This is a genomic window from Streptomyces sp. NPDC102490 (assembly GCF_044765285.1).
Taxonomy (GTDB): domain Bacteria; phylum Actinomycetota; class Actinomycetes; order Streptomycetales; family Streptomycetaceae; genus Streptomyces.
In genome coordinates, this window is the sequence record NZ_JBIWJU010000013.1 from 61,055 (window position 1) to 84,400 (window position 23,346).

Below are 23,346 nucleotides of genomic sequence, written 5' to 3' on the forward strand. Positions count from 1 at the left end.
CTCCTGAGCATGAACGCGACCGGCAGGGGTCGGACGACTGCCCTGCCGGTCGCGTCGTTTCTTCGGTAAGCTGCTGCTAGTTCTGGCAGGGCTTGCCGGGGTTGCAGGCCAGACCGCAGACGGTCCAACCCGAGTACCACGGCAGGCACGAGCAGCACCCGAGGGTGCCGAGGACTCCGGAGCCGGCTCCGTTGACCTCGGTCAACTCCTCATCGGTGATTGCGGTGAGGCCGTCGCCCGACGGATGGGCGGGGGCCTCACTCCCGAGGGACAGCCGGTAGTCGGCGTCCTTCCAGGACCTGACTATGTCCACTGACATCACTCCTTGAAGTGGGTTGCGGCGGCTCAGCAGCAGCCGCGTGTGCCCATCTGGCAACTGCCGCAGAGCGTTCCGGTGGGCGAGCACACCGTCACGGTCAGCGTGATCGTGGCGCAGGCCCATGTGGTGCCGCCCGCGACTCCGTCGAGCTGGTCGTCCTCCAGCTCGACCAGTCCGGCGGGGTTGGCCGGGGCCTCGCTGAGAGTGGCCCGGTACTCCGGGTCCTTCCAGGCGCGAACCAGGTTCATTTGCTTGTCACCTCCTCCCCTTGTCCGTCGTGTCGTCCGGGCCGCCGGACGTCGCTCACATCCCGTGGCCCGTGCGCCCATCCTTCGCCGCGCATGTTCAACCGCCGCACAGCACAGGGACGGACGGACGCACACGCGGCGCACATGCGGGAGTCCCCCCCCCCCGGTCGAGGCGCCGCGCGGAGTGCGCACCCGTTCGCGCTTTTCGCACAACGACCCGGGCGGACCGGTGTGAATTCTGGATTGGGTAAGGATCGCAGGAATCGTTCACTCGACTGCCGCGCATCCGACGGAGTAGGCAGACGTTACTTCGGATATGACCGAGGAAAACGGGGAATTGACGGCGCTCGGCCCGTACACCTACAGGCCCGGCAGAGATCACTGTCCGTCACCGGGTGACGGGACTCTGACCAGAGGCGGCCACCCCGTCCCGCTCCGGGTGACCGAACCCGTCTTGCAGCGCTTCCTGGACGTCATGACCGAGTTGGAGACCGGCCTCGCCGAACGGTGGGGCCGTACGCAGGGCTCCTTGACGTACACCCGGGCGGAGTGACCGGCGCCTCGTGTACGAAGAACAGGCTCACCCCGACATGCCGTACGGCGAAGGTCCGTTCCGCACCACGGGCACCGGCCGGCACCGTGCGGCCGAAGCGGCCTTCCAGGAGACCCTGGTTCCGCCCGAACCCGGTTGGGACCCTGCCGAGGAACTCGCGTTCCTGCTCCAGGATGCGAGGGAGCAGCAGACGGGCGTCCCGCACGCGACGGACACCTCGGCGCTCGCACCCGTCCCGGGCACCCCGCTGAGCAATTTGCAGGAGATCACGGCGGAGTTGCCCCCGTTGAGGGAGTCCCCGACGAGTCACCGCAGGGTCCGCAGAGGGAGAAAGGTGAGCCGGCTGCGGGCCGCGAGCCTGTTCGTCGCCGCGCTCGCCGCGGTCATCGCGGCCTCCGTGAGCCTGTTCGGCGGCATGGTGGCCTACGAGCCGTTGCGTCTGGCCGCCGTGACCCGCACCCGCGGCAGCGTCGTGTCCTGGTGGCCGCTGCTGGTCTACGGGCCCTGGCTGGTGGCCTCGCTGGCGGTGCTGCGGGCGGCGCTGCACCAGCGCCGCGCGGTGCACTCCTGGGCCGTCGTCCTGCTGTTCTCGGCCATCGCGATGCTGCTGTGCGTCGCGGAGGCGCCCAGAACCGTCAGCGACGCCGCGGCGGCCGCCCTGCCCGGCCTGGCCTCGCTGGTCTGCTTCCAGCAGGTCATCCGGCAGATCACGCTCACCCGCCCGCCCCGGCGTGCGGTGCCGCGCCACCGGCAACGCGCCGCGGTCACGCAGGGTGATGATCCGGCGGGCAAGGCGGCCGCCGATCCGGTGTCGCTTCCGCAGCAGCGGCAGAATCTGGTCCGTTCCCCGCGGCCCGGCACCGGCCCCGGAAAACGAACCTGACCCGGAGCGGAACACGGGGGCCGAAACGGGCTTCCATTCCCTCCGGAGGATGCACGGAAAAGGGAATGCGGAATGCGTCGCGGATCGTGCCCGGGCCGGGTCCGGAAGGCCACCCGCGTGGGGTCAGCCCGCCGTCAGGGTCACGTCCTGTGCCTGCCGGGCGTGGAAGGTCGGGAGCGGCACGATGCCCATGGGGCGCAGCTCCATCAGGGTGGCCTCGACGTGGGCCGCGCCGGGCTTGAAAGCGACCGTGTCGGGCGTGCCGGTGTTGACCCAGCGGTGCTCCAGGCCGTCGCAGACCGCTCGGGTGCCGCCGACGCCGTACCGGACGGACGGGTCGCTCTGGCTCACGGTGGAGCTGACGTAGACCGGGCCGGTGCCGCCGGTGCAGCGGTAGGTGCCGGAGAGGGTGACGCTGCCGTCGGCGGCGAGGCGGCCGGTCGGGTCGACCGTCACCGACTCCGCGACGAGGCGGGCGTCGTGGGGTGCGGCCGTGGCGGCGGGCGCGGCCGGCAGGAGCAGGGCGGCGCCGGCGGCCGTGGCGAGTGCGGCGGACCGTACGGGCATGGGAACCTCCCGGTAGTTCGGAACGAGGGGTTCCACTGGTACCGGGCCAAGGGGCCGACGGCGGTGACCGTCACCCCTTCGGTGGCGAGTCCGCGTCGGCCGTCGTGGAACCGTCGCCGACGTGTCCGGGTGTTGTCACGCCTGCCGCCCGGGTCTTGGCGATGACTTCCCGGCGGGCGCACCGTCTGTCCATGCGACGGTCCCGACGAAGGGACGGTCTCCCGACGTGGAGGTGCGCCATGTGTACCCACCGGCCTTCCTGCCCCGCAGCCGACTCCCCCGCGGCGCGCGCCGTCACCGCGCACACCGTCGCCGCCCACCCGGAGCAGGGGTGGAACCTGCTGTGCGACGGCACGATCGTCTTCGACGACACCGGCGAGCTGCGCCCCGACGGTCTGGTCGTCGCCCCGCACCGGGTGCCGGGCGGGCGCCTGGCCATGGCGGCCTGACCGCTTCCGCACCATCGAGTCCGGCGGCGTGCGGCGGAGCCGGCGGGGTCAGTGCTTCTCGGCGACGAACTCCCGCAGCAGGGAGGCGAGCAGCTCCGGCTGGTCCTCGGGGATCAGCGTCCGGCTGTCCTCGACCTCCACCAGCCGCCCCTGCGGGAGGAGTTCGGCCAGGCGCCGGCCGTGGGCGCGGGGCATCATCAGGTCCTCGGTCGCCCAGACGACGAGCGCGGGCCGGTCGAACGTCCGCAGGCCCTGGGCGGCTTCGAGCAGTTCGTCGCGGCGGACGTGCGTGCCGTAGTGGCGGAAGTCGCGCCGGATCGCCGGGTCGGTGCGCAGCGGGCGCAGCCAGCCGTCGACGACCGCGTCCGGCACGGGCCGTTTGGTGAGGGCGCCGATGCCCACCGGGAGGCGGCGCAGCGGCTTGAGGCCGAGAGTGCGCACCAGCAGGGAGACGCCGCCGGGGGACCGGCAGGCGAGGCCGATCAGCTTCCCGGGCAGTCCCGGCGGGTAGTTGTCGAACGCCTCGCACGCGACGAGCGCCAGCCGCGCGAGCCGCTCCGGGTGCCGGGCGGCCACCGTCTGGGCCCGTCCGCAGTCGTTCTCGACGAGGGTGACGTCGGTGAGGTCGAGGCGGTCGAGGAACTCGGCGATCAGCTCGACGACCAGGTCGGGGGTGGGTGGCCGGCGCATCGGGCGGCGGTGGGCACCGTAGGGCAGGGTCGGCGCGATCACCCGGTGGTCGGTGCGCAGGTCGGCGAGGACCTTGCGCCACACGGTGGCGTCGTGGACGAGGCCGTGGAGGAGGACGACGACCGGGCCGTCGCCGCCGGTGTCCTCGTACTCGATGCTTCCCGCGCTCAGTTCGATGGCCGGCATGCCCGAATGGTAGGGGCCGCGGGCGGGTTACGGCAGTACGGCGAACCCGTCCAGTTCCACCGAGGCCCGTTCGTCCCAGAGCCGTACGACCTCCACGACCGCCATCGCCGGGTAGTCGCGGCCGGCCAGCTCGCGCCAGATGCGGCCGAGTTCGGCGGCGTGGGTGCGGTAGGCGGCGACGTCGGTGGCGTAGACGGTGACGCGGGCGAGGTCGGCGGGGGTGCCGCCGGCGGCGCGCAGGGCGGTGAGGAGGTTGGTGAGGGCCCGCTCGAACTGGGCGGGGAGGGTGTCGCCGGTGACCTTGCCGTCGGGGTCGAGGGCGGTCTGCCCGGCCAGGAACACGACGCGGGTGCCGGTGGCGACGACGGCGTGGGAGAAGCCGGTGGGCGGGGACAGTTCGGGTGGGTTGACCCGTTCGGCGGTCATGCTCCGGGCTCCTTCGTCGTCGCGTCCGGCGTGCGGTACAGCTCCTTGGCGATGATGCCGCGCTGCACCTCGCTCGCGCCCTCGTAGACGCGCGGGGCGCGCACCTCGCGGTAGAGGTGCTCGAGGAGGTGGCCGCGGCGCAGGGCGCGGGCGCCGTGCAGCTGGACGGCCTGGTCGACGACGTACTGGGCGGTCTCGGTGGCGAGGAGTTTCGCCATCGCGGCGCGCTTGGGGACGTCCGGCGCGCCCGCGTCGTACGCCGTCGCCGCCGCGTACACCATCAGCCGGGCCGCCTCCGTGCGCAGGGCCATCTCGGCGACCTGGTGGGAGACGGTCTGGAGGTCGCGCAGCTTGCCGCCGAAGGCGTCGCGGGCGGTGGTGTGCGCGAGGGTCGCGTCCAGGGCGGCCTGTGCCATGCCGACGGCGAAGGCGCCGACGCTGGGGCGGAACAGGTTGAGGGTGTCCATGGCCACCCGGAAGCCGCGGTCCGGTGCGCCGAGCACGTCGTCCGCGGTGACGGGCACGGCGTCGAAGGCGAGGGCGCCGATGGGGTGCGGCGAGAGCATGTCGAGCGGGGTGCCGCCGAGGCCGGGGCGGTCGGCGGGCACGAGGAAGGCGGTGACGCCGCGGGCTCCGGCGCCGGGGGTGGTGCGGGCGAACACGGTGTAGAAGTCGGCCTCGGGGGCGTTGGAGATCCAGCATTTCTCACCGGTGAGCCGCCAGGCGGAGGGCCCGTCGGCATCGGCGGCCAGGGGGACGGGGGCCGTCCCGGCACCGGGCGTGCGCGCCGCCGCGGCCCGCCCGGCGCCGGGCCCCGCCTCGCCGTCGCCGGGCCGCCCACCGTAGCGGGGCCCCGCCTGCGCGGCGGCGCGTGGCCCGGCGTCCGGCGAGGGTGGACCGGTCTCCCCGCCGCGACCGGCGGGGTCCCGCCCGGCGTCCGGTGCGTCTTCCGCCTCCGGTTCCGCCCGGAGGGAGAGGGCCGCCGCGTCCGAGCCGGCGTCGGGCTCGCTGAGGGCGAAGGCGGCCACCGCGGTGCCCGCGCTCACCCGGGGGAGCCAGCGGGCGCGCTGGGACGCGGTGCCGTGGGCGTGCACGGGGTGGGCGCCCAGGCCCTGGAGGGCGAGGGCGGTCTCGGCCTCCGTGCAGGCGTGGGCGAGGGACTCGCGCATCAGGCACAGGTCGAGCGCGCCCGAGGTGAACAGGCGGGGCAGCAGGCCGAGGGCACCCAGTTCGGCGACCAGGGCGCGGTTGACGCGGCCCGGCTCGCCCTTCTCCGCGAGCGGGCGCAGCCGTTCGGCGGCGAGGGTGCGCAGCTCGTCGCACCAGGTGAGTTGTGCCGGTTCGAGCGAGAATGCGGTCATCGCCGGTCCCTTCCCCTGCTGCCCCTGCCCACCGGACGCGCCGCCGGGCCACGACCGAGGTTATCGCGCCCCGTTGACTGCCGTCACCAACACGATACGCTCGTTGCGCGAGCCCACCACGACAAAGGGGGCGAACCGCCATGGCCGATCCGCGCCACGCGGACCCGCACCGCTCCGCCCACGTCGACACTTTCGCGCGCGACCACCTGCCGCCCCCCGAGCAGTGGCCCCGGCTCCTCTTCGACCTGCCCGGGCTGCGCTACCCGGCGCGGCTGAACTGCGCCGCCGAGCTGCTCACCGGCCCGCCCGACGACCGCCCGGTCTTCCGCACCGCGTCCGGGGACACCTGGACCTACGGCGGCCTGCGGGAGCGCGTCGACCGGATCGCGCACGTGCTCACCGGGGACCTCGGTGTCGTCCCGGGCAACCGGGTGCTGCTGCGCGGCCCCACCACCCCGTGGCTGGCCGCGTGCTGGCTGGCGGTGCTGAAGGCGGGCGCGGTGGCGGTCACGGTGCTGGCCCAGCAGCGTCCGCACGAACTGCGGGCGATCTGCGAGATCGCGCGGGTGCGGCACGCGCTGTGCGACGTCCGGGCCGTCGACGACCTCGCCAAGGCGGAGATCGCCGGCCTGGCCGTCACCACGTACGGCGGGGACGCGCCGGACGACCTGCACCGCCGTACGGCGTCCGACGGGGTGCCCGGGACGCCGTACCGGGCCGTCGACACCGCCGCGGACGACGTGGCGCTGATCGCGTTCACCTCCGGCACCACCGGGCGGCCCAAGGGCTGCATGCACTTCCACCGCGATGTGCTGGCGATCGCCGACACCTTCTCCGCGCACGTGCTGGGGCCGCGCCCGGACGACGTCTTCGCGGGCAGCCCGCCGCTCGGCTTCACCTTCGGACTCGGCGGCCTCGTGGTCTTCCCGATGCGGGCCGGGGCGAGCGCGCTGCTGCTGGAACAGGCGGGCCCAAAACAGCTGTTGCCGGCCGTCGCCGAGCACCGGGTGTCGGTGCTGTTCACCGCGCCGACGGCGTACCGCGCGATGCTCGACGAGCTGGACGGGTACGACGTGAGCAGCCTCAGGCGCTGCGTCTCGGCGGGCGAGAACCTGCCCGCGGCCACCTGGCGGGCCTGGCACGAGCGCACCGGAGTGCGGATCATCAACGGCATCGGCGCCACCGAGCTGCTGCACATCTTCGTGTCCGCGGCGGACGACGCCATCAGGCCCGGCACGACGGGCGTCCCGGTGCCGGGATGGCAGGCGCGCGTGCAGGACGAGAACGGCACGCCCGTCCCCGACGGGGAGCCCGGGCTGCTGGCGGTGCGCGGGCCGGTGGGCTGCCGGTACCTGGCCGATCCGCGCCAGCGGGAGTACGTGCGCGACGGCTGGAACATCACCGGGGACACCTACGTCCGCGAGCCCGACGGGTACTTCCGGTACGTGGCACGCGCCGACGACATGATCATCTCCGCCGGGTACAACATCGCCGGTCCCGAGGTGGAGGACGCGCTGCTGCGCCATCCGGACGTGGTGGAGGCGGCGGTGGTGGGCCGTCCCGACCCGCGCCGGGGGCAGGTGGTGGTGGCGCACGCAGTGCTGCGGGAGGGTGCGGAGCGGGACGCGGACGCGCTGCGCGCGTTCCTGCGGTCGGAGCTGGCGCCGTACAAGTGCCCGCGGGAGATCGTCTTCCTGGACGCGCTGCCGCGCACGGCGACCGGCAAGCTCCAGCGCTACCGCCTCCTCGATCCGTCCGGGTCCCCTGGGCGGCCGGGCGCGACGCCGACGACATAAGATGATCAACGTGTCCGACCAGCACGTACAGCACGCTCCGAGGTCCCTCATCGTCACGCTCTACGGCGCGTACGGCCGTTTCGCGCCGGGCCCGGTGCCCGTCGCCGAGCTGATCCGGCTGCTGGCGGCCGTCGGGGTGGACGCGCCCTCCGTGCGCTCGTCGGTGTCCCGGCTCAAGCGCCGCGGGCTGCTGCTGCCGGCCCGTACGACCGAGGGTGCGGCCGGTTACGAACTCTCCGCCGAGGCCCGTCAGTTGCTGGACGACGGGGACCGGCGCGTCTACGCCACCGCGCCCCACGGGGACGAGGGCTGGGTGCTCGCCGTGTTCTCCGTGCCCGAGTCGGAGCGCCAGAAGCGGCACGTCCTGCGTTCGCGCCTGGCCGGTCTCGGCTTCGGCACCGCGGCCCCCGGCGTGTGGATCGCCCCGGCCCGCCTGTACGCGGAGACCCGGCACACCCTGGGCCGCCTCGGCCTGGACACCTACGTGGACTTCTTCCGCGGCGAGCACCTGGGCTTCACGCCGACCGCCGAGGCGGTGGCCCGCTGGTGGGACCTGGCCGCGATCGCCAAGGAGCACGAGGCGTTCCTCGACCGCCACGCGCGCGTGCTGCGCGCCTGGGAGCGGCGGACGGACACGCCGCCCGAGGAGGCGTACCGCGACTACCTCCTCGCCCTGGACTCCTGGCGCCACCTGCCCTACACGGACCCCGGGCTGCCCGCCCGGCTGCTGCCCGAGGGCTGGCCCGGCACCCGGTCGGCGGCCGTCTTCCGGGCACTGCACGAGCGGCTGCGGGACGCGGGCGCGCACTACGCGGCGATGGGGCCGGCCACACCCTCCGGAAAGTGAGTCGCGCTCGCACGCGACGTGGGAGGAACTGCACCGCGGCCCGGGGCTACCCGTCCTGACGCGGGCCGTGCAGCGTGAGCCTCGGCTTGGGGGCGTCGGTGCGCCCGGTGCGCGGTGGGCGGCTGCCCGCCCGGTACGGCGCCGGCCACCGGGCGCCCGGACCGTCGTACCCCTGCTCGGCGGCGGCGTGCAGGGTCCAGTGCGGGTCGTAGAGGTGGGGGCGGGCGAGGGCGCACAGGTCGGCGCGTCCGGCCAGGATCAGCGAGTTGACGTCGTCCCAGGAGGAGATCGCGCCGACGGCGATCACCGGGACGCCCGCCTCGTGCCGGATGCGGTCCGCGTACGGCGTCTGGTAGGACCGCCCGAACTCCGGCCGTTCACCGGCGACGACCTGGCCCGTGGAGACGTCGATGGCGTCGGCCCCGTGCGCGGCGAAGGCCCGCGCGATCTCCACCGCCTCCTCGGCGCTCGTGCCGCCCTCGGCCCAGTCGGTGGCGGAGATCCGTACGGTCATGGGCCGCTCACCGGGCCACACCTCGCGTACCGCGTCGAAGACCTCCAGCGGGAAGCGCAGCCGCTTCTCCAGTGAGCCGCCGTAGGCGTCGGTGCGGTGGTTGGTGAGCGGGGAGAGGAAGCCGGAGAGCAGATAGCCGTGGGCGCAGTGCAGTTCGAGCAGGTCGAAGCAGGCGTGCGCGGCCCGTTCGGCGGCGGCCCTGAACTGCTGGCGCACATCGGTGAGTTGCGCCCGGGACAGCTCGCGCGGGAGCTGGCTGTCGGGGCGGTACCGCAGCGGGGAGGGCGCCACGAGGGGCCAGTTGCCGTCGGGCAGCGGTTCGTCCATGCCCTCCCACATCAGCCGGGTCGAGCCCTTGCGGCCGCTGTGACCCAGCTGCACGCCGATCGCGGTGCCGGGCGCGCCGTCGTGCACGAAGTCGGTGATCCGCCGCCACGCCTCGGCGTGCCGGCCGGTGTAGAGGCCCGCGCAGCCGGGGGTGATGCGGCCCTCCGCGCTGACGCACACCATCTCGGTCATCACCAGTGCGGCGCCGCCCAGGGCCCGGGCGCCGAGGTGGACCAGGTGGAAGTCGCCCGGGACGCCGTCGGTGGCGGAGTACATGTCCATCGGGGAGACGACGACGCGGTTGCGCAGGGTCAGGCCGCGCAGCCGGAACGGGGTGAACATCGGGGGCGTGCCGGGCGGGCAGCCGAACTCGCGCTCCACCGCGCCGGTGAAGCCGGCGTCGCGCAGCCGCAGGTTCTCGTGGGTGACCCGGCGGCTGCGGGTGAGCAGGTTGAAGGCGAACTGGCGGGGCGGCTGGCCGAGGTAGCGGTCCAGGTCCTCGAACCACTCCAGGCTGGCCTTGGCCGCCCGCTGGGTGGAGGCGACGACGGGACGCCGCTCCTCCTCGTACGCACTGAGCGCTTCCCGGAGAGTGGGCCGCTCCTCCAGGCAGGCGGCGAGCGCGAGGGCGTCCTCCACGGCGAGCTTGGTGCCGGAGCCGATGGAGAAGTGGGCGGTGTGGGCGGCGTCGCCGAGCAGGACGACGTTGCCGTGCGACCAGCGTTCGTTGACGACCGTGCGGAAGGTGGTCCACGCCGACTTGTTGGAGCGCAGCGGCCGGCCGCCGAGCGCGTCGGCGAAGATCTTGGCGCAGCGGGCGATGGACTCGGCCTCGTCCAGTGCGTCGAAACCGGCCGCCCGCCAGACCTCCTCGCGCATCTCGACGATGACGGTCGACGCGTCGGGCGCGAAGGGGTAGCCGTGCAGCTGCATCACGCCGTGCTCGGTCTCGGCGACCTCGAAGCGGAAGGCGTCGAAGGCGAAGTCGGCGGCGAGCCAGATGTAGCGGCAGCGGTGGGGGGTGAGGTGCGGCCGGAAGACGTCGCGGTACGCCTCGCGGGTGGCGCTGTGCACTCCGTCGGCGGCGACGACGAGGTCGTGGGTCCGTGCGAGGCGGTCCGGGGGCGGTGCCTCGGTGCGGAAACGGAGGTCCACGCCGAGGTCGTGGCAGCGCTCGTGCAGGATCTCCAGGAGGCGGCGGCGGCCGAGGGCGGCGAAGCGGTGTCCTCCGGAGGTGTGGCGGGTGCCTCGGTGGACGATGTCGATGTCGTCCCAGCGGACGAAGTGCGTCCTGAGGGCCTCGTAGACGACCGGGTCGGCGTGTTCGATGCCGCCGAGGGTTTCGTCGGAGAGGACGACGCCGAAGCCGAAGGTGTCGTCGGGGGCGCCTCGTTCGTAGACGGTGATCTCGCGGTCGGGGGCGAGGCGTTTGAGGAGGGCGGCGGTGTAGAGGCCGCCGGGGCCTCCGCCGATGATCGCGACTCGTAGGGGGTGGCTTGTCTTCGCGGGCGGCTGCGGGTTCGTCGTGGTTGCTCGCGCAGTTCCCCGCGCCCCTAGGGCAACTGGACTCCCCTGGGACGAGAGCATCCCCTTACCTCCCTTGCCACTTCGGGGGGCGTTTCTCCGTGAAGGCCGCGTGGAACTCGGCGTAGTCCTCGCCTGTCATCAACAGGGCCTGGGTCGAGGCGTCCAGTTCCATCGCTGCCGCCAGCGGCATGTCCAGCTCGGCCGTCAGGAGGGCCTTGGTCTGGGCGTGGGCCAGGGCCGGGCCGTCGGCCAGGTGGTGGGCCAGGGTGTGGGCGGCCTCGTCGGCGCGGCCCTCCTCGGTCAGCTCGCTGATCAGGCCGATGCGCTCGGCCTCGGGTGCCCGGACCGTGTCCCCGAGCATCAGCAGGCGGGTGGCGTGGCCGAGGCCCACGACCCGGGGCAGCAGGTAGGCGGCGCCCATGTCGCCGCCGGAGAGGCCGACGCGGGTGAAGAGGAAGGCGAAGCGGGCGGACGGGTCGGCGACGCGGAAGTCGGCGGCCAGGGCGAGGACCGCGCCCGCGCCCGCGGCGACCCCGTGCAGCGCGGCGATCACCGGGAACGGGCACTCCCGTACCGCCCGCACCACCTGGCCGGTCATCCGGTTGAAGTCCAGCAGCCGGGCGGTGTCCATGGACAGGGTGGCGCCGATGATCTCGTCCACGTCGCCGCCGGAGCAGAAGCCGCGCCCCTCACCGGCCAGCACCAGGGCCCGCACGGACCGGCCGCGGGACAGCTCGGCGAGGAGGTCGCGCAGGTCGGCGTAGGCCTCGAAGGTGAGCGCGTTGAGCTTGTCGGGGCGGGCGAGGGTGACGGTGGCGACGCCGTCGGTGATCTCGACCCGCAGGTGCCGCCAGTCGGAGGTGGGGGCGGCGGAGCCGGTGAAGGGACTCATGACACTCGAAGTTATCACTCATCTGTCACTGTCGTCACGGGTACGCGATAACAGTCGGGGGCGACAAGGCTCGGGGCTCGGCGGCTCGGGCCGAAGGTCCCGGGGGCGCCCGTCGAACGGCTCTGCCGGGCCGCCCCGTACCATTCATAAGGTTGAAAGCAGGACAGGACTCCCCTGCTCCACGAAACGGACTGCCGTGCACGATCACTCCCCCGCCCCCGCCTCCTGGCGCATCGCACTGCCGCACTCCGCCGCGGCCGTGCCGGTGGCGCGTGCCCTGGTGCGCAACGCCCTGGCCGAGCTGGACCACACGGCCGACGGCGACACCGCGGAGCTGCTCACGGCCGAGCTGGTCGCCAACGCGGTGGAGCACACGCCGGTCGGCCCGACGCCGATCGAGCTGGTGGTGGAGCTGCGGCCGACCGGCTGCCAGGTCGAGGTGCACGACCCGGACCCGTCGCCGCCGGCCGATCTCACCCGGCCGGACGTGGAGCCGCCCGACCCGTGGCGCGAGGACGGGCGCGGCCTGCTTCTGATCCGCGCCCTCAGCTCGTCCTGCGGTCACCGGCCCACCGGGGCGGGCAAGGCGGTCTGGTTCAGGCTTCCTGCGGTACCCGCTCCGCGTCGCCCTCAGGAGTGACGGGGGCGCCCGCGGCCAGGCGGGAGTGCCGGCGCCCGTAGGCCGTGTACACCAGCAGGCCCACCGCGAGGAACACCGCGAACTGGAGCCAGGTGGCGCCGCCCGTCTCGTACATCAGGTACAGGCAGAAGCCGACCCCGAGCAGCGGGGTCGCCGGGTAGAGCGGGACGCGGAAGGTGCGGGCGAGGCCCGGTTCGCGGCGCCGCAGGGTGATCACCGAGACGTTGACGGCGGCCATCGTGGCGAGGGTGCCGATGGTGCACAGGTTGACCACCGCGTCGAGCGGGGCGAAGGCCGCCGGGAGGGCGAAGACCACGCCGACGATCAGGGTGCCGGCGACGGGCGTGGCGGTGCGCGGGGAGACCTTCTCGAAGACCCGGGGGATCAGTCCGTCCCGGGACATCGACATCAGGATGCGGGTCTGGCCGTACATCACGGCGAGCACCACCGAGGCGATGGCGACGACCGCGCCGAAGGCGACCACGCCGCCGCCGATCGCGGAGCCGGTGACCCGGTCGACGACGTAGGAGAGCGCGGCGGGCCGGTCCGCGACCCGGTCGCCGCCGACGGCGCCGATCGCGGCGACGGCGACCGCGCAGTACAGCAGGGTGACCAGGCCGATGCAGACCAGGATCGCGACGGGGATGTCCCGGCGCGGGTTCTTGGCCTCCTCGCCTGCCGTGGTGATGGCGTCGAAGCCGATGTAGGAGAAGAAGGCGGCGGTGGTGCCGGCGCCGATGCCGCCGAGACCGGCCGGGGAGAACGGGGTGAGGTTGCCGTCCTCGAAGGCGTAGAAGCCGATGGCGCAGAAGGCGAGCAGGACGGCCAGCTTGAGGACGGCCATGGCGGCCGTGGCGCGGGCGCTCTCCCGCACGCCGCGCACCAGCAGCACGCAGGCCAGGGCGATGACGATCACCGCGGGGAGGTTGACGGCGCCGCCGTCGCCGGGGCCCGCGGACAGGGCCTGCGGGAGCTGGACGCCGAGGACGCTGTCGAGCAGTTCGTTGACGTACTGGCTCCAGCCGACCGCGACCGCCGAGACCGACACGCCGTACTCCAGGAGCAGGCACCAGCCGACGAGGAACGCGGTGCGTTCGCCGAGCCCGGCGTAGGCGAAGGAGTACGAGGAGCCGGAGACCGGGATCGCGCCGCCCAGCTCGGCGAAGGCGAACGCGGTGAACACGCAGGTGATCGCGGCGAGGACGAAGGAGACGACGACGGCCGGGCCGGCCTCGGCGACCGAGTCGGACAGGCCGACGAAGATGCCGGTGCCGACGATCGCGCCGACGCCGAAGCAGACGAGCTGGAACAGCCCCATCGTGCGCTTCAGGCCGTGGCCTTCGCGGTCGGCGCCGGATTCGGCGACGAGGAGGTGGGGGGACTTGACGCGGGAAGCGGGCATGGCGGGTGGTGCTCGTTTCTGGTGGTGCGGGGCGCGGGGGTGGTCGCGCGGGCGGCACCGGAAGGGGTGGCTCCGGAGCCGCCGGTCAGCATAACGGTGCTGGTCAGGCCAGCGTGGCCACGAGGACGGCCTTGATGGTGTGCAGGCGGTTCTCCGCCTCGTCGAAGACGACCGAGTGCTCCGACTCGAAGACCTCGTCGGTGACCTCCAGAGAGTCGAGCCCGTGCGCTTCGAAGATCTCCTGGCCGACCTTGGTGCCCAGGTCGTGGAAGGCGGGCAGGCAGTGCAGGAACTTGACGTCCGGGTTGCCGGTGGCGCGCAGCACGTCCATGGTCACGGCGTAGGGCGCCAGCGCCTTGATCCGCTCCGCCCAGACCTCCTTGGGCTCGCCCATGGAGACCCAGACGTCGGTGACGACGAACCCGGCACCGCGCACCCCCTCGGCCACGTCCTCGGTGAGGGTGACGCGCGCCCCGCTGGCCGCGGCGAGCCGCTGCGCCCGGTCGACGACCTCCTGGGCGGGCCAGTAGGCCTTCGGGGCGACGATGCGCACGTCCATGCCGAGCAGGGCGCCGGTGACCAGGTAGGAGTTGCCCATGTTGAAGCGGGCGTCGCCGAGGTAGGCGAAGCCGATCTCCCGCAGCGGGCGGTCGCTGTGCTCGGTCATGGTGAGCACGTCGGCGAGCATCTGGGTGGGGTGCCAGTCGTCGGTCAGGCCGTTGTAGACGGGGACTCCGGCGAAGGCGGCCAGCTCCTCGACCTTGGCCTGGCTGTCGCCGCGGTACTCGATGCCGTCGAACATCCGGCCCAGCACGCGGGCAGTGTCCTTCACGGACTCCTTGTGGCCGATCTGGGAGCCGGCCGGGTCGAGGTAGGTGGTGGAGGCGCCCTGGTCGGCGGCGGCGACCTCGAACGCGCAGCGGGTGCGGGTCGAGGTCTTCTCGAAGATCAGCGCGATGTTCTTGCCGGCGAGGTACCGCGTCTCGGTCCCGGCGCGCTTGGCGGCCTTCAGCTCGGCGGCCAGCTCGACCAGGCCGCGGAACTCCTCCTCGGTGAAATCGATCTCCTTGAGGAAGTGGCGGCCGGCGAGGGCGGTCGGGACTGTCGCCATGAGGGCGCTCCAGAGGTGCGGGACGGGAACGAGGGACGCCTGGAAGTATATACGAGCTGCCGAATTCTTATACGGCAGCGCGTTCGACCGGGCAGCTCATGCAGCGCGGCCCGCCCCGGCCCCGGCCCAGTTCGCTGCCCGGGATCTCGATCACCTCGATGCCCTGTTTGCGCAGGTGGGTGTTGGTGGTGGCGTTGCGTTCGTAGGCGACGACGACGCCCGGCTCGACGGCCAGGACGTTGCAGCCGTCGTCCCACTGCTCGCGCTCGGCCGCGTGCACGTCCTGGGTGGCGGTGAGGACCCGGATCTCGCCGAGGCCGAGGGCGGCGGCCATCGCGCGGTGCATGTGCTCCGGCGGATGGTCGGTGACCTTCAGGTCCTTCTCCCCGGCGCCCGGCTCGATGGTGTAGGAGCGGAGCATGCCGAGCCCGGCGTACTGGGTGAAGGTGTCGCCGTCGACCATGGTCATCACCGTGTCCAGGTGCATGAAGGCCCGCCGCTTGGGCAGGTCGAGGGCCACGATGGTCCGGGCGGACCCGGCGGCGAACAGCTTGTGGGCGAGCATCTCGACGGCCTGGGGCGTGGTGCGCTCGCTCATGCCGATGAGCACGGCGCCGTTGCCGATGACCAGGACGTCGCCGCCCTCGATGGTGGAGGGGTAGTCGGCCTGCCCCTCGGACCAGAGGTGGAAGGTCTCGTCGCGGAACAGCGGGTGGTGCCGGTAGATCGCCTCGAAGTGGACCGTCTCGCGCTGCCGGGCGGGCCAGCGCATGGCGTTGATGGAGACGCCGTCGTAGATCCAGGCCGAGGTGTCCCGGGTGAAGAGGTGGTTGGGCAGCGGGCCGAGCAGGAAGTCGTCCAGCTCCATGGCGTGGAAGCGCACGGAGGTCGGCTCCGGGTGCGCGTCCAGGAACTCCCGCTTGGTCATGCCGCCGACCAGCCACTCGGCCAGTTCGTGGGCGGGCAGGGTCTCGAAGGCGGCCCGGAGGTGGTCCGTGGCCAGCACTCCGTACTCCTTCTCGTCGAAGACCCGGTCCAGGACGAGCCGCCGGGCGGCCGGGACGTCCAGGGTCTCGGTGAGCAGGTCGCCGAAGAGGTGCACCGCCACCCCGCGGTCGCGGAGCACGTCGGCGAACCCGTCGTGCTCGGCGCGCGCCCGGCGCACCCACAGCACGTCGTCGAAGAGAAGGGCGTCCTTGTTGCTGGGGGTGAGCCTTTTGAGCTCGAGATCCGGCCGGTGCAGGATGACGCGGGTGAGCCGCCCGGCTTCGGAGTCGACGTGGAATCCCATGCCTCCATCCTGACCACTCGGGCGCCTGTTCACCCCCCGCTTTCGCGGGCCTGTGCGCTCCGGGCCCTTACGCGCCGGCCGGGAGGCGCCCCTCGGGCGCGGCGAGGTCCACGGCGCGAACGCCGGTGCACCGTGTGCGGACGGCCGCCGTCCGTGCTTCCCGTGCTCCGGGCGGGGGCCGGTGTACGACCTGCGATGCGACGCCGGGCCGCGACCATCCTGGGGAGGTTGGCAGTGCCGGCCGGCTCCCGACGAGGCCGGCATCGGACACCGGAGCGTGCGGAGACACTTTGAGTCCTGACGCGTTGATCGCCCACCTGGTGGGCGCATCGGCTCTGATCCTGGTCGCCGCGCATGCGGGCGGCGGGCTGGCCCGGCGGCTCGGGCAGCCCTACATCGTGGGCCAGCTGGCGGCGGGCATCGCCCTCGGCCCCTCCCTCCTCGGCAGCCTCGCCCCCCGGGCGTACGACGCCCTCTTCCCGGCGGCCATCGGCCCGGCGCTGACCGGGTTCTCCCAGTTCTCCCTGGTGGTGTTCCTGTTCGCGGTGGGCTACGAGCTGGACCTGAAGATCCTCGGCGACCGGGCGCGGGTCTCGGTGACCGTGGCCCTGGCCTCGTTCGCGGTGCCGATGGCGGTGGGCTGCGGCGCCGCCCTGCTGTTCCGGAACACGGTGCGCGACCTGGGCGGCGGCTGGGAACCGTCGACCGCCACGGTGCTGTTCGCGGGCATCGCCCTGTCGATAACGGCGGTGCCGGTGCTGACCGCGATCGTGCGGGAGAACGGCCTCACCCGCACCGTGCCCGGGGTGGTGGCGGTCTCGGCGGCCGGGGTCCTCGACGCGGTGTGCTGGACGGTGCTGGCGGGCGCGATGATCGACAGCGGGGCGGGCGAGGCGGCACTGGACTGGCCGTGGCGTGCGGCGCTCGCCGTCGGCTTCGTCACCGTGATGGCGCTGGCGGCCCGGCCGGTGCTGCGCAGACTGCTGTGGCGGACGCGCCTGGAGCCCTCGCTGCGGCTGGCGCTGCTGATCGGCTTCGCCCTCGGGTCGGCCTGGGTGACGCACTGGCTCGGGCTGCACGTGATCTTCGGGGCGCTGCTCGCCGGTCTGGTGACGCCGCGGGAGGAGAGCGGCACCCTCGACCCGGACCTGCTGCGCCCGCTGCACGAGATCAGCTCCCTGCTGCTGCCGTTCTTCTTCGTGCTCTCGGGGCAGTCCGTGGCCCTGAACAGCATGACCGGCACCGGCTGGACGGTGCTGCTGGTGGTGACGGTGCTCGCGGTCACCACGAAGGTCGGCAGCGGGCTGGTGGCGGCCCGGCTCGGCGGTCTCGACCGGCACGACGCCCGCACCGTCGGGGTGCTGCTCAGCGCCCGGGGCCTGACCGAGCTGATCGCCCTCAACGCCGGCCTGGAGGCGGGACTGGTCAGCGCGCCGCTCTACACGGTCCTGGTGTTCATGGCGCTCACCACGACCCTGCTGACCCAGCCGCTGCTCGCGCTGACCCGCCACCTGGCGGCACGCGACCGCCCCGCGGTACCGGTCGTCCCCGGCACCACCGCCGTGCAGCCGTACGCGGCCGCCGAGGGCGGTGCCGAGGGACCGGGACGGGGCGAGTGAGGGTCACAGCCGCGGGTCCACCGGCTCCGACTCCAGGGCCAGCACCCCGAACACCGCCTCGTGCACGCGCCACAGCGGCTCGCCGTCGGCGAGGCGGTCCAGGGCCTCCAGGCCGAGCGCGTACTCGCGGATCGCCAGGGACCGCTTGTGGTTCAGGAACCGGTGCCGGAGCCGGGCGAGGTGGTCGGGGCGGGTGTACTCGGGGCCGTAGATGATCCGCAGGTACTCGCGGCCGCGGCACTTGATGCCGGGCTGCACCAGACGGCCCTTGCCGTCGCGGACCAGGGCGCCGACGGGCTTCACGACCATGCCCTCGCCGCCGCGGCCGGTCATCTCCAGCCACCAGTCGATGCCCGCCGCCACCGACTCGGGGTCGCCGGTGTCGACGTAGAGACGGCGGGTGGTCTGCAACAGGCCGCTGCCGTCGTGCTCGACGAGCCGGTCGATGAGGGCGAGCTGCTCGTCGTGGGGCAGCGCGGCCAGGCTGCGGCCCTGGACGGCGAGGATCTGGAACGGGGCCAGGCGGACGCCGTCCAGGCCGTCGGTGGGCCAGCAGTAGCGGCGGTAGGCGTCGGTGAAGGCGGCCGCGTCGGCGGACCGGTCGCGCTGGCGGCCGAGGAGGTCCCGCACCTCGACGCCGCGCGCCACGGCGCCCTCCAGTGCGGCCAGCGCGCCCGGGAACACCGCGCCGGAGGCGGCGCCCACGGCGGCGTACTGGGAGCGCAGCAGGCCGGACGCCTTGAGCGACCAGGGCATCAGCTCGGTGTCCAGGAGCAGCCAGTCGGTGGCCAGTTCGTCCCACAGGCCGGCCTCGCCGATCGCGGTGCGCAGCCGGTCGAGGATCTCCTCGGTGAGCGACGCGTCGTCGAGGAAGGGGCGGCCGGTACGGGTGTAGAGGGACCCGGTGGGGCCGTCGACCCCGAAGCGGGCGCGGGCCGCGTCCGCGTCGCGGCAGACCAGGACCACCGCCCGCGAGCCCATGTGCTTCTCCTCGCACACCACCCGTGCCACGCCGTCCGCCGCGTACTGCGCGAAGGCCTCCTTCGGGTGCTCCAGGTAGCCGTCCACCCCGGAGGTGGCGGTCGGTGCCATGGTCGGCGGGAGGTACGGCAGCAGGCGAGGGTCGGTGGCGAAGCGGCTCATGACCTCCAGGGCCGCCGCCCCGTTCTCCTCGCGCACGGTGATCCGCCCGGCGTGCCGGGTCTCCACCGTCCGGCGGCCCTGGACGTCGGCCAGGTCCAGCGGGCGGCCGTCGTGCCCGCCGGGCGCCTCGGTCCGCAGCGGCTTGGACGGTTCGTACCAGACCCGTTCGGCGGGTACGTCGACCAGCTCGCGCTCCGGCCAGCGCAGCGCGGTGAGCTTGCCGCCGAAGACGGCGCCGGTGTCCAGGCAGATGGTGTTGTTCAGCCAGGTGGCCTCCGGGACGGGGGTGTGGCCGTAGACCACCGCCGCGCGGCCCCGGTAGTCCTCGGCCCACGGGTAGCGCACGGGCAGGCCGAACTCGTCGGTCTCGCCGGTGGTGTCGCCGTAGAGGGCGTGGCTGCGGACCCGGCCGGAGGTGCGGCCGTGGTACTTCTCGGGCAGACCGGCGTGGCAGACCACGAGCCGGCCGCCGTCGAGGACGTAGTGGCTGACCAGGCCGTCGATGAACTCCCGTACCTCGGCGCGGAACTCCTCGCTCTCGCCGTCCATCTGCGCGATCGTCTCGGCGAGTCCGTGGGTGTGCTGGACGTTGCGGCCCTTCAGGAAGCGGCCGTACTTGTTCTCGTGGTTGCCCGGCACGCACAGCGCGTTGCCCGACCTGACCATGGACATCACGCGGCGCAGCACGCCGGGGCTGTCCGGGCCGCGGTCGACGAGGTCGCCGACGAAGACGGCGGTGCGGCCCTCGGGGTGGACGCCGTCGGTGTAGCCGAGCTTGGCGAGCAGGGTCTCCAGCTCGGCGGCGCAGCCGTGGATGTCGCCGACGATGTCGAAGGGCCCGGTGAGGTGGGTGAGGTCGTTGAAGCGCTTCTCGGTGACGACGGTGGCGTGCTCCACCTCCGCCGGGCCGCGCAGCACGTGCACCTTGCGGAAGCCCTCGCGCTCCAGGTGGCGCAGGGAGCGGCGGAGTTCGCGGGTGTGGCGCTGGATGACCCGGCGGGGCATGTCGGCGCGGTCGGTGCGGGTGGCGTTGCGCTCGGCGCAGACCTGCTCGGGCACGTCGAGGACGATGGCGATGGGCAGCACGTCGTGCTTCCTGGCCAGGTCGATCAGCTGCCGCCGGGCGTCCTGCTGCACGTTGGTCGCGTCGACGACGGTGCGGCGGCCGGCGGCGAGCCGCTTGCCCGCGATGTAGTGCAGGACGTCGAAGGCGTCGCGGCTGGCGCTCTGGTCGTTCTCGTCGTCGGCGACCAGGCCCCGGCAGAAGTCGGAGGAGATGACCTCGGTCGGCTTGAAGTGGCGCCGGGCGAAGGTGGACTTGCCGGAGCCGGAGGCGCCGATCAGCACGACGAGGGAGAGGTCGGTGACGGGCAGGGCGCGGGCCCGCACGGTGTCGGTGGTGCCGGTGGTGCTCATGCGGCCTTCGCCTCCTTCTCGGTCGGGGCCTCGGTCGTGCCGAGGGTGAACAGGGCCAGCTGGGTGGGCGGGCCCACCTCGGGGTCGTCGGGGCCGACGGGGCGGAACTCCACGCCGTAGCCGTGCCGTTCGGCGACCGCCCGGGCCCAGGTGCGGAACTCCTCGCGGGTCCACTCGAAGCGGTGGTCGCGGTGGCGGACGTGACCGGCGGGCAGGCTCTCCCAGCGCACGTTGTACTCGACGTTGGGCGTGGTGACGACGACGGTGCGGGGGCGGGCCGAGCCGAAGACGGCGTACTCCAGGGCGGGCAGCCTCGGCAGGTCGAGGTGCTCGATCACCTCGCTGAGCACGGCGGCGTCGTAGCCCTTGAGTCGCTTGTCCGTGTAGGCGAGGGAGCCCTGGAAGAGCCGGACGCGCGCGGCCTGCCGCTCGCCCATGCGGTCCAGCTTGAGCCGCCGGGAGGCGATGGTGAGGGCGCGCACCGACACGTCCACGCCGACGATCTCGGTGCAGCGCGGCTCCTTGAGCAGCTCGCGCACCAGGTGCCCCTCGCCGCAGCCGAGGTCGAGGACGCGGGCGGCGGCGGTCTCGCGCAGGGCGGTGAGGATCGCCTCGCGGCGGTGCACGGCCAGCGGGGTGGGCCTCGCCTCCTGCTCGGCGTCCGCCTCGACGGCGTTGTCGATCTCCTCGACCTCGCTGTCGTCGGTCTCGGCCAGCCGGATCAGCTCCAGCCGGTCCATCGCCTCGCGGGTCAGGGACCAGCGGCGGGACAGGTAGCGGCTGGTGATCAGCTTCTGCTCCGGGTGGCCGGGCAGCCAGCCCTCGCCGGCCCGCATCAGCTTGTCGACCTCGTCCGGGGAGACCCAGTAGTGCTTGGCGTCGTCGAGCACCGGGAGCAGGACGTACAGGTGGCGCAGGGCGTTCGAGAGGGTGAGGGACCGCGACTCCAGCACGAGCCGGACGTAGCGCGAGTCGCCCCACTCGGGGAACCGGGTGTCCAGCGGCACGGCCTCGACGGCGACCGCCCAGCCGAGCGGCTCGAACAGGCGCCGTACCAGGTCGGGGCCGCCGCGGGCGGGCACCGCCGGGATCTCCACGCGCAGCGGCAGCGGCCGGGCGGCGCGCTCGGGGCGGGCCTTGCACACGCCGCGCAGCGCGCTGGAGAAGACGTTGCTCAGCGCGACGGCGAGGAGGGAGGAGGCCGCGTACGGACGGTCGTTGACGTACTGCGCGAGTGCCGCGTCGGGGGCGCCGCCGCGGCCCTTGCCCTTGCCGCGCCTGACCAGCGCCACCGCGTCGACCTCCAGCAGCAGCGCCGCCGTGCAGCGCTGCTCCTCCGCCTCGGGGTAGAACACGTGGGCCGTGCCGAAGGAGGTGGAGAACGCCTGCGCCTTGTCTGGATGCTTGTGCAGCAGGAAACCGAGGTCGGTCGCGGGGTGCTCGGGGGTACCGGTGGTGGTGATGGTCAGGAACATGGGCCTCTCCGGCCGGGTCGGCGGTGCAACGGACGTCTGCCTGGGTGCCGTGCGCGCGAGAGCCCCCAGGGGGTGTTCCCCGGGGGCTCCGGCAGGACGACGGTCACACCCTCGCACAGGGCGGGTGACCGGCGCCTTCGGTTATTCGGCCGTCCGACGGGCGGGCGGTCTCAGGCCAGTTGCGACTGGACCTGGGAGGAGATCAGCTCCAGGTGGTCCAGGTCGTCGAGGTCGAGGATCTGGAGGTAGATCCGCTGGGCGCCGGCCTCGGCGTAGCGGCCGATCTTCTCGACGACCTCGGCCGGGGAGCCCGCGAGGCCGTTGGCCTTCAGCTCGTCGACCTGGCGGCCGATGACGGCGGCGCGCCGGGCGACCTCGGCGTCGTCCTTGCCGACGCAGGCGACGAGGGCGTTGGAGTAGGTGAGGGCGTCCGCGCCGCGGCCGGCCTCTTCGGCGGCGGCCCGCACCCGGCCGAACTGCCGCTCGGTGTCCTCGATCGAGGCGAACGGCATGTTGAACTCGTCGGCGTACTGCCCGGCCAGCCGCGGGGTGCGGGTGGCGCCGTGGCCGCCGATGAGCACGGGCACCTTGGCCTGCGCGGGCTTGGGCAGCGCGGGCGAGTCGGTGAGGTCGTAGAACCTGCCGTGGAAGTCGAAGGTCTTGCCCGTCTCGGTGGCCCACAGGCCGGTGACGATCGCCAGCTGCTCCTCCAGGCGGCCGATCTTCTCCTTCGGGAAGGGGATGCCGTACGCCTTGTGCTCCTCCTCGAACCAGCCGGCGCCCAGGCCCAGCTCGATGCGGCCGCCCGACATCTGGTCGACCTGGGCGACCTGGATGGCGAGGACGCCGGGCAGCCGGAAGGTGCCCGCCGTCATGAGGGTGCCGAGCCGGATGCGCTTGGTCTCCCGGGCCAGGCCGGCCAGGGTGATCCAGGCGTCGGTGGGGCCGGGGAGGCCGTCCACGGCGCCCATGCGGAGGTAGTGGTCGCTGCGGAAGAAGGCGTCGAAGCCGAGGTCCTCGGTGGCCTTGGCCACGGTGAGCAAGGTGTCGTAGGTGGCCCCCTGCTGGGGCTCGGTGAAGATACGGAGATCCATGTCTCCCATCCTGCCTGCTCGGCGCGGGTGTCCGGCACAGGCTCCGGTCGCGGCGCGCGGCGCGCGGGCGTCCTAGCCTGCCTCCCGCTCGGGTAAGTGTGCGTCGCGGTCCGCCAGTTTGCGCAGCATCTCCAGGACCCGGTCCCGTGACTCGTCGGCCGCGTCGATGGCCTCCATGCACTGCCAGTACGTCGCCTCGTCGGCCGCGGCGCAGGCCACGCCCACGAGCGCGATGCCGGTCTCGCCGAGCAGGGTGCCCAGGCGCATCAGGGCCTGCCGGGCGTCGCCCAGTTCGGTGAGCTGGGCGGCGCGCAGCTCACCCTGGGCCAGCTCCGGGGTGCGCAGCACTCCGCAGCCGCGGCCCGCCAGCTCGGTCAAACCGATGGCCTCGCCGCGCAGTTCGGGCGGGCCGTAGACCGCCAGCCGACTGCCGATCGCCTGGGCCAGGGCCTGCACCTGCCACACCTCCTTCAGCACATCCGGTACCTCGCCACCGGCGGCCAGGGCACGCCCACTCGTCACGATGAGCCGCACAGCGTCCATGCGCTGCCCCCGTCTGTTCCGACGCGC

21 protein-coding genes are annotated in these 23,346 nt (G+C 73.4%); 6 read left to right on the forward strand and 15 right to left on the reverse strand.

What is annotated here, in order from left to right; all coding sequences use genetic code 11:
* Window positions 1-76: 76 nt before the first annotated feature.
* Together ACIRGB_RS28215 and ACIRGB_RS28220 are read right to left on the reverse strand one after the other, a co-directional pair.
* Entirely contained in the window at window positions 77-319 is a 243-nt protein-coding gene (locus ACIRGB_RS28215; RefSeq protein WP_403870835.1) for a mersacidin/lichenicidin family type 2 lantibiotic, read from the reverse strand.
* 26 nt (window positions 320-345) lie between these two features.
* Window positions 346-567, reverse strand: coding sequence for a mersacidin/lichenicidin family type 2 lantibiotic (locus ACIRGB_RS28220; protein ID WP_356364645.1), 222 nt, complete (start codon window positions 565-567; stop codon window positions 346-348).
* Between the two features lie 590 nt (window positions 568-1,157).
* On the opposite strand from ACIRGB_RS28220, the gene ACIRGB_RS28225 reads away from it, so the two are divergent.
* Window positions 1,158-2,003, forward strand: coding sequence for a hypothetical protein (locus ACIRGB_RS28225; RefSeq protein ID WP_403870839.1), 846 nt, complete (start codon window positions 1,158-1,160; stop codon window positions 2,001-2,003).
* 123 nt (window positions 2,004-2,126) lie between these two features.
* On the opposite strand, the gene ACIRGB_RS28230 is transcribed toward ACIRGB_RS28225, so the two are convergent.
* The gene (locus ACIRGB_RS28230) at window positions 2,127-2,570 is read right to left on the reverse strand and encodes a DUF6299 family protein (protein ID WP_403870842.1); all 444 of its coding nucleotides are present in this window, start codon (window positions 2,568-2,570) and stop codon (window positions 2,127-2,129) included.
* Between the two features lie 239 nt (window positions 2,571-2,809).
* Between ACIRGB_RS28230 and ACIRGB_RS28235 the strand changes: the two genes are divergently transcribed.
* Window positions 2,810-3,019 carry a DUF5999 family protein gene (locus tag ACIRGB_RS28235; RefSeq protein WP_403870845.1) on the forward strand — a complete coding sequence of 70 codons (210 nt, stop codon included), beginning with the start codon at window positions 2,810-2,812 and terminating at the stop codon, window positions 3,017-3,019.
* Window positions 3,020-3,067: 48 nt separating this feature from the next.
* Here ACIRGB_RS28235 and ACIRGB_RS28240 read toward each other — a convergent pair whose 3' ends face one another.
* From ACIRGB_RS28240 to ACIRGB_RS28250, 3 genes are read right to left on the reverse strand one after another with little or no spacing between them, the layout of a single operon-like run.
* Window positions 3,068-3,895: an alpha/beta fold hydrolase gene (locus ACIRGB_RS28240; RefSeq protein WP_403870848.1), complete on the reverse strand. Its 828-nt coding sequence runs from the start codon at window positions 3,893-3,895 to the stop codon at window positions 3,068-3,070.
* Between the two features lie 27 nt (window positions 3,896-3,922).
* Window positions 3,923-4,321, reverse strand: a complete 399-nt coding sequence (locus ACIRGB_RS28245) for a RidA family protein (RefSeq protein ID WP_403870851.1) — start codon at window positions 4,319-4,321, stop codon at window positions 3,923-3,925.
* Complete coding sequence (locus ACIRGB_RS28250) at window positions 4,318-5,682, reverse strand: acyl-CoA dehydrogenase family protein (RefSeq protein ID WP_403870854.1); 1,365 nt, start codon at window positions 5,680-5,682, stop codon at window positions 4,318-4,320. Before ACIRGB_RS28250 ends, ACIRGB_RS28245 begins: the two co-directional genes overlap by 4 nt.
* Window positions 5,683-5,759: 77 nt before the next feature.
* On the opposite strand from ACIRGB_RS28250, the gene ACIRGB_RS28255 reads away from it, so the two are divergent.
* Window positions 5,760-7,478 (forward strand): AMP-binding protein, encoded by a 1,719-nt coding sequence (locus tag ACIRGB_RS28255; protein WP_403871378.1) that lies wholly within the window; start codon window positions 5,760-5,762, stop codon window positions 7,476-7,478.
* A gap of 1 nt (window position 7,479) precedes the next feature.
* The gene (locus tag ACIRGB_RS28260) at window positions 7,480-8,325 is read left to right on the forward strand and encodes a PaaX family transcriptional regulator C-terminal domain-containing protein (protein ID WP_403870857.1); all 846 of its coding nucleotides are present in this window, start codon (window positions 7,480-7,482) and stop codon (window positions 8,323-8,325) included.
* A gap of 46 nt (window positions 8,326-8,371) precedes the next feature.
* Here ACIRGB_RS28260 and ACIRGB_RS28265 read toward each other — a convergent pair whose 3' ends face one another.
* On the reverse strand, window positions 8,372-10,753 hold the full coding sequence (locus ACIRGB_RS28265; RefSeq protein ID WP_403870860.1) for a bifunctional salicylyl-CoA 5-hydroxylase/oxidoreductase: 2,382 nt from the start codon (window positions 10,751-10,753) through the stop codon (window positions 8,372-8,374).
* A gap of 4 nt (window positions 10,754-10,757) precedes the next feature.
* The gene (locus tag ACIRGB_RS28270; protein ID WP_403870863.1) at window positions 10,758-11,585 is read right to left on the reverse strand and encodes an enoyl-CoA hydratase family protein; all 828 of its coding nucleotides are present in this window, start codon (window positions 11,583-11,585) and stop codon (window positions 10,758-10,760) included.
* 196 nt (window positions 11,586-11,781) lie between these two features.
* Here ACIRGB_RS28270 and ACIRGB_RS28275 point away from each other — a divergent pair, with 196 nt between their 5' ends.
* Window positions 11,782-12,225 carry an ATP-binding protein gene (locus tag ACIRGB_RS28275; protein ID WP_403870866.1) on the forward strand — a complete coding sequence of 148 codons (444 nt, stop codon included), beginning with the start codon at window positions 11,782-11,784 and terminating at the stop codon, window positions 12,223-12,225.
* Here ACIRGB_RS28275 and ACIRGB_RS28280 read toward each other — a convergent pair.
* From ACIRGB_RS28280 to ACIRGB_RS28290, 3 genes are all read right to left on the reverse strand, one after another.
* Window positions 12,182-13,627: an amino acid permease gene (locus ACIRGB_RS28280; RefSeq protein ID WP_403870869.1), complete on the reverse strand. Its 1,446-nt coding sequence runs from the start codon at window positions 13,625-13,627 to the stop codon at window positions 12,182-12,184. The genes ACIRGB_RS28275 and ACIRGB_RS28280 overlap by 44 nt on opposite strands.
* Window positions 13,628-13,730: 103 nt before the next feature.
* Entirely contained in the window at window positions 13,731-14,738 is a 1,008-nt protein-coding gene (gene argF / locus ACIRGB_RS28285; RefSeq protein WP_403870872.1) for an ornithine carbamoyltransferase, read from the reverse strand.
* Window positions 14,739-14,805: 67 nt separating this feature from the next.
* On the reverse strand, window positions 14,806-16,029 hold the full coding sequence (locus ACIRGB_RS28290) for an arginine deiminase (RefSeq protein ID WP_403870875.1): 1,224 nt from the start codon (window positions 16,027-16,029) through the stop codon (window positions 14,806-14,808).
* A 290-nt stretch (window positions 16,030-16,319) separates the two neighbouring features.
* Between ACIRGB_RS28290 and ACIRGB_RS28295 the strand changes: the two genes are divergently transcribed.
* Complete coding sequence (locus ACIRGB_RS28295; protein ID WP_403870878.1) at window positions 16,320-17,648, forward strand: cation:proton antiporter; 1,329 nt, start codon at window positions 16,320-16,322, stop codon at window positions 17,646-17,648.
* A gap of 3 nt (window positions 17,649-17,651) precedes the next feature.
* On the opposite strand, the gene ACIRGB_RS28300 is transcribed toward ACIRGB_RS28295, so the two are convergent.
* The 4 genes from ACIRGB_RS28300 to ACIRGB_RS28315 all read right to left on the reverse strand — a co-directional run bounded on the left by ACIRGB_RS28300 (window position 17,652) and on the right by ACIRGB_RS28315 (window position 23,319).
* Entirely contained in the window at window positions 17,652-20,207 is a 2,556-nt protein-coding gene (locus ACIRGB_RS28300; protein WP_403870880.1) for a polynucleotide kinase-phosphatase, read from the reverse strand.
* Window positions 20,204-21,682, reverse strand: a complete 1,479-nt coding sequence (locus ACIRGB_RS28305; RefSeq protein ID WP_403870882.1) for a 3' terminal RNA ribose 2'-O-methyltransferase Hen1 — start codon at window positions 21,680-21,682, stop codon at window positions 20,204-20,206. The genes ACIRGB_RS28300 and ACIRGB_RS28305 overlap by 4 nt, the downstream gene beginning before the upstream one ends.
* Window positions 21,683-21,852: 170 nt before the next feature.
* Entirely contained in the window at window positions 21,853-22,776 is a 924-nt protein-coding gene (locus ACIRGB_RS28310; RefSeq protein WP_403870885.1) for an LLM class F420-dependent oxidoreductase, read from the reverse strand.
* Between the two features lie 72 nt (window positions 22,777-22,848).
* The gene (locus tag ACIRGB_RS28315) at window positions 22,849-23,319 is read right to left on the reverse strand and encodes a DUF6099 family protein (RefSeq protein WP_403870888.1); all 471 of its coding nucleotides are present in this window, start codon (window positions 23,317-23,319) and stop codon (window positions 22,849-22,851) included.
* Window positions 23,320-23,346 lie beyond the last annotated feature (27 nt).

Coding starts and splice junctions, on each gene's coding strand:
- ACIRGB_RS28240 (WP_403870848.1), bottom strand. CDS start 3,895: ATGCCGGCCATCGAACTGAGCGCGGGAAGCATCGAGTACGAGGACACC.
- ACIRGB_RS28300 (WP_403870880.1), bottom strand. CDS start 20,207: ATGAGCACCACCGGCACCACCGACACCGTGCGGGCCCGCGCCCTGCCC.
- argF (WP_403870872.1), bottom strand. CDS start 14,738: ATGGCGACAGTCCCGACCGCCCTCGCCGGCCGCCACTTCCTCAAGGAG.
- ACIRGB_RS28220 (WP_356364645.1), bottom strand. CDS start 567: ATGAACCTGGTTCGCGCCTGGAAGGACCCGGAGTACCGGGCCACTCTC.
- ACIRGB_RS28310 (WP_403870885.1), bottom strand. CDS start 22,776: ATGGATCTCCGTATCTTCACCGAGCCCCAGCAGGGGGCCACCTACGAC.
- ACIRGB_RS28270 (WP_403870863.1), bottom strand. CDS start 11,585: ATGAGTCCCTTCACCGGCTCCGCCGCCCCCACCTCCGACTGGCGGCAC.
- ACIRGB_RS28235 (WP_403870845.1), top strand. CDS start 2,810: ATGTGTACCCACCGGCCTTCCTGCCCCGCAGCCGACTCCCCCGCGGCG.
- ACIRGB_RS28215 (WP_403870835.1), bottom strand. CDS start 319: ATGTCAGTGGACATAGTCAGGTCCTGGAAGGACGCCGACTACCGGCTG.
- ACIRGB_RS28230 (WP_403870842.1), bottom strand. CDS start 2,570: ATGCCCGTACGGTCCGCCGCACTCGCCACGGCCGCCGGCGCCGCCCTG.
- ACIRGB_RS28245 (WP_403870851.1), bottom strand. CDS start 4,321: ATGACCGCCGAACGGGTCAACCCACCCGAACTGTCCCCGCCCACCGGC.
- ACIRGB_RS28280 (WP_403870869.1), bottom strand. CDS start 13,627: ATGCCCGCTTCCCGCGTCAAGTCCCCCCACCTCCTCGTCGCCGAATCC.
- ACIRGB_RS28315 (WP_403870888.1), bottom strand. CDS start 23,319: ATGGACGCTGTGCGGCTCATCGTGACGAGTGGGCGTGCCCTGGCCGCC.
- ACIRGB_RS28260 (WP_403870857.1), top strand. CDS start 7,480: ATGATCAACGTGTCCGACCAGCACGTACAGCACGCTCCGAGGTCCCTC.
- ACIRGB_RS28250 (WP_403870854.1), bottom strand. CDS start 5,682: ATGACCGCATTCTCGCTCGAACCGGCACAACTCACCTGGTGCGACGAG.
- ACIRGB_RS28305 (WP_403870882.1), bottom strand. CDS start 21,682: ATGTTCCTGACCATCACCACCACCGGTACCCCCGAGCACCCCGCGACC.
- ACIRGB_RS28290 (WP_403870875.1), bottom strand. CDS start 16,029: ATGGGATTCCACGTCGACTCCGAAGCCGGGCGGCTCACCCGCGTCATC.
- ACIRGB_RS28225 (WP_403870839.1), top strand. CDS start 1,158: ATGCCGTACGGCGAAGGTCCGTTCCGCACCACGGGCACCGGCCGGCAC.
- ACIRGB_RS28265 (WP_403870860.1), bottom strand. CDS start 10,753: ATGCTCTCGTCCCAGGGGAGTCCAGTTGCCCTAGGGGCGCGGGGAACT.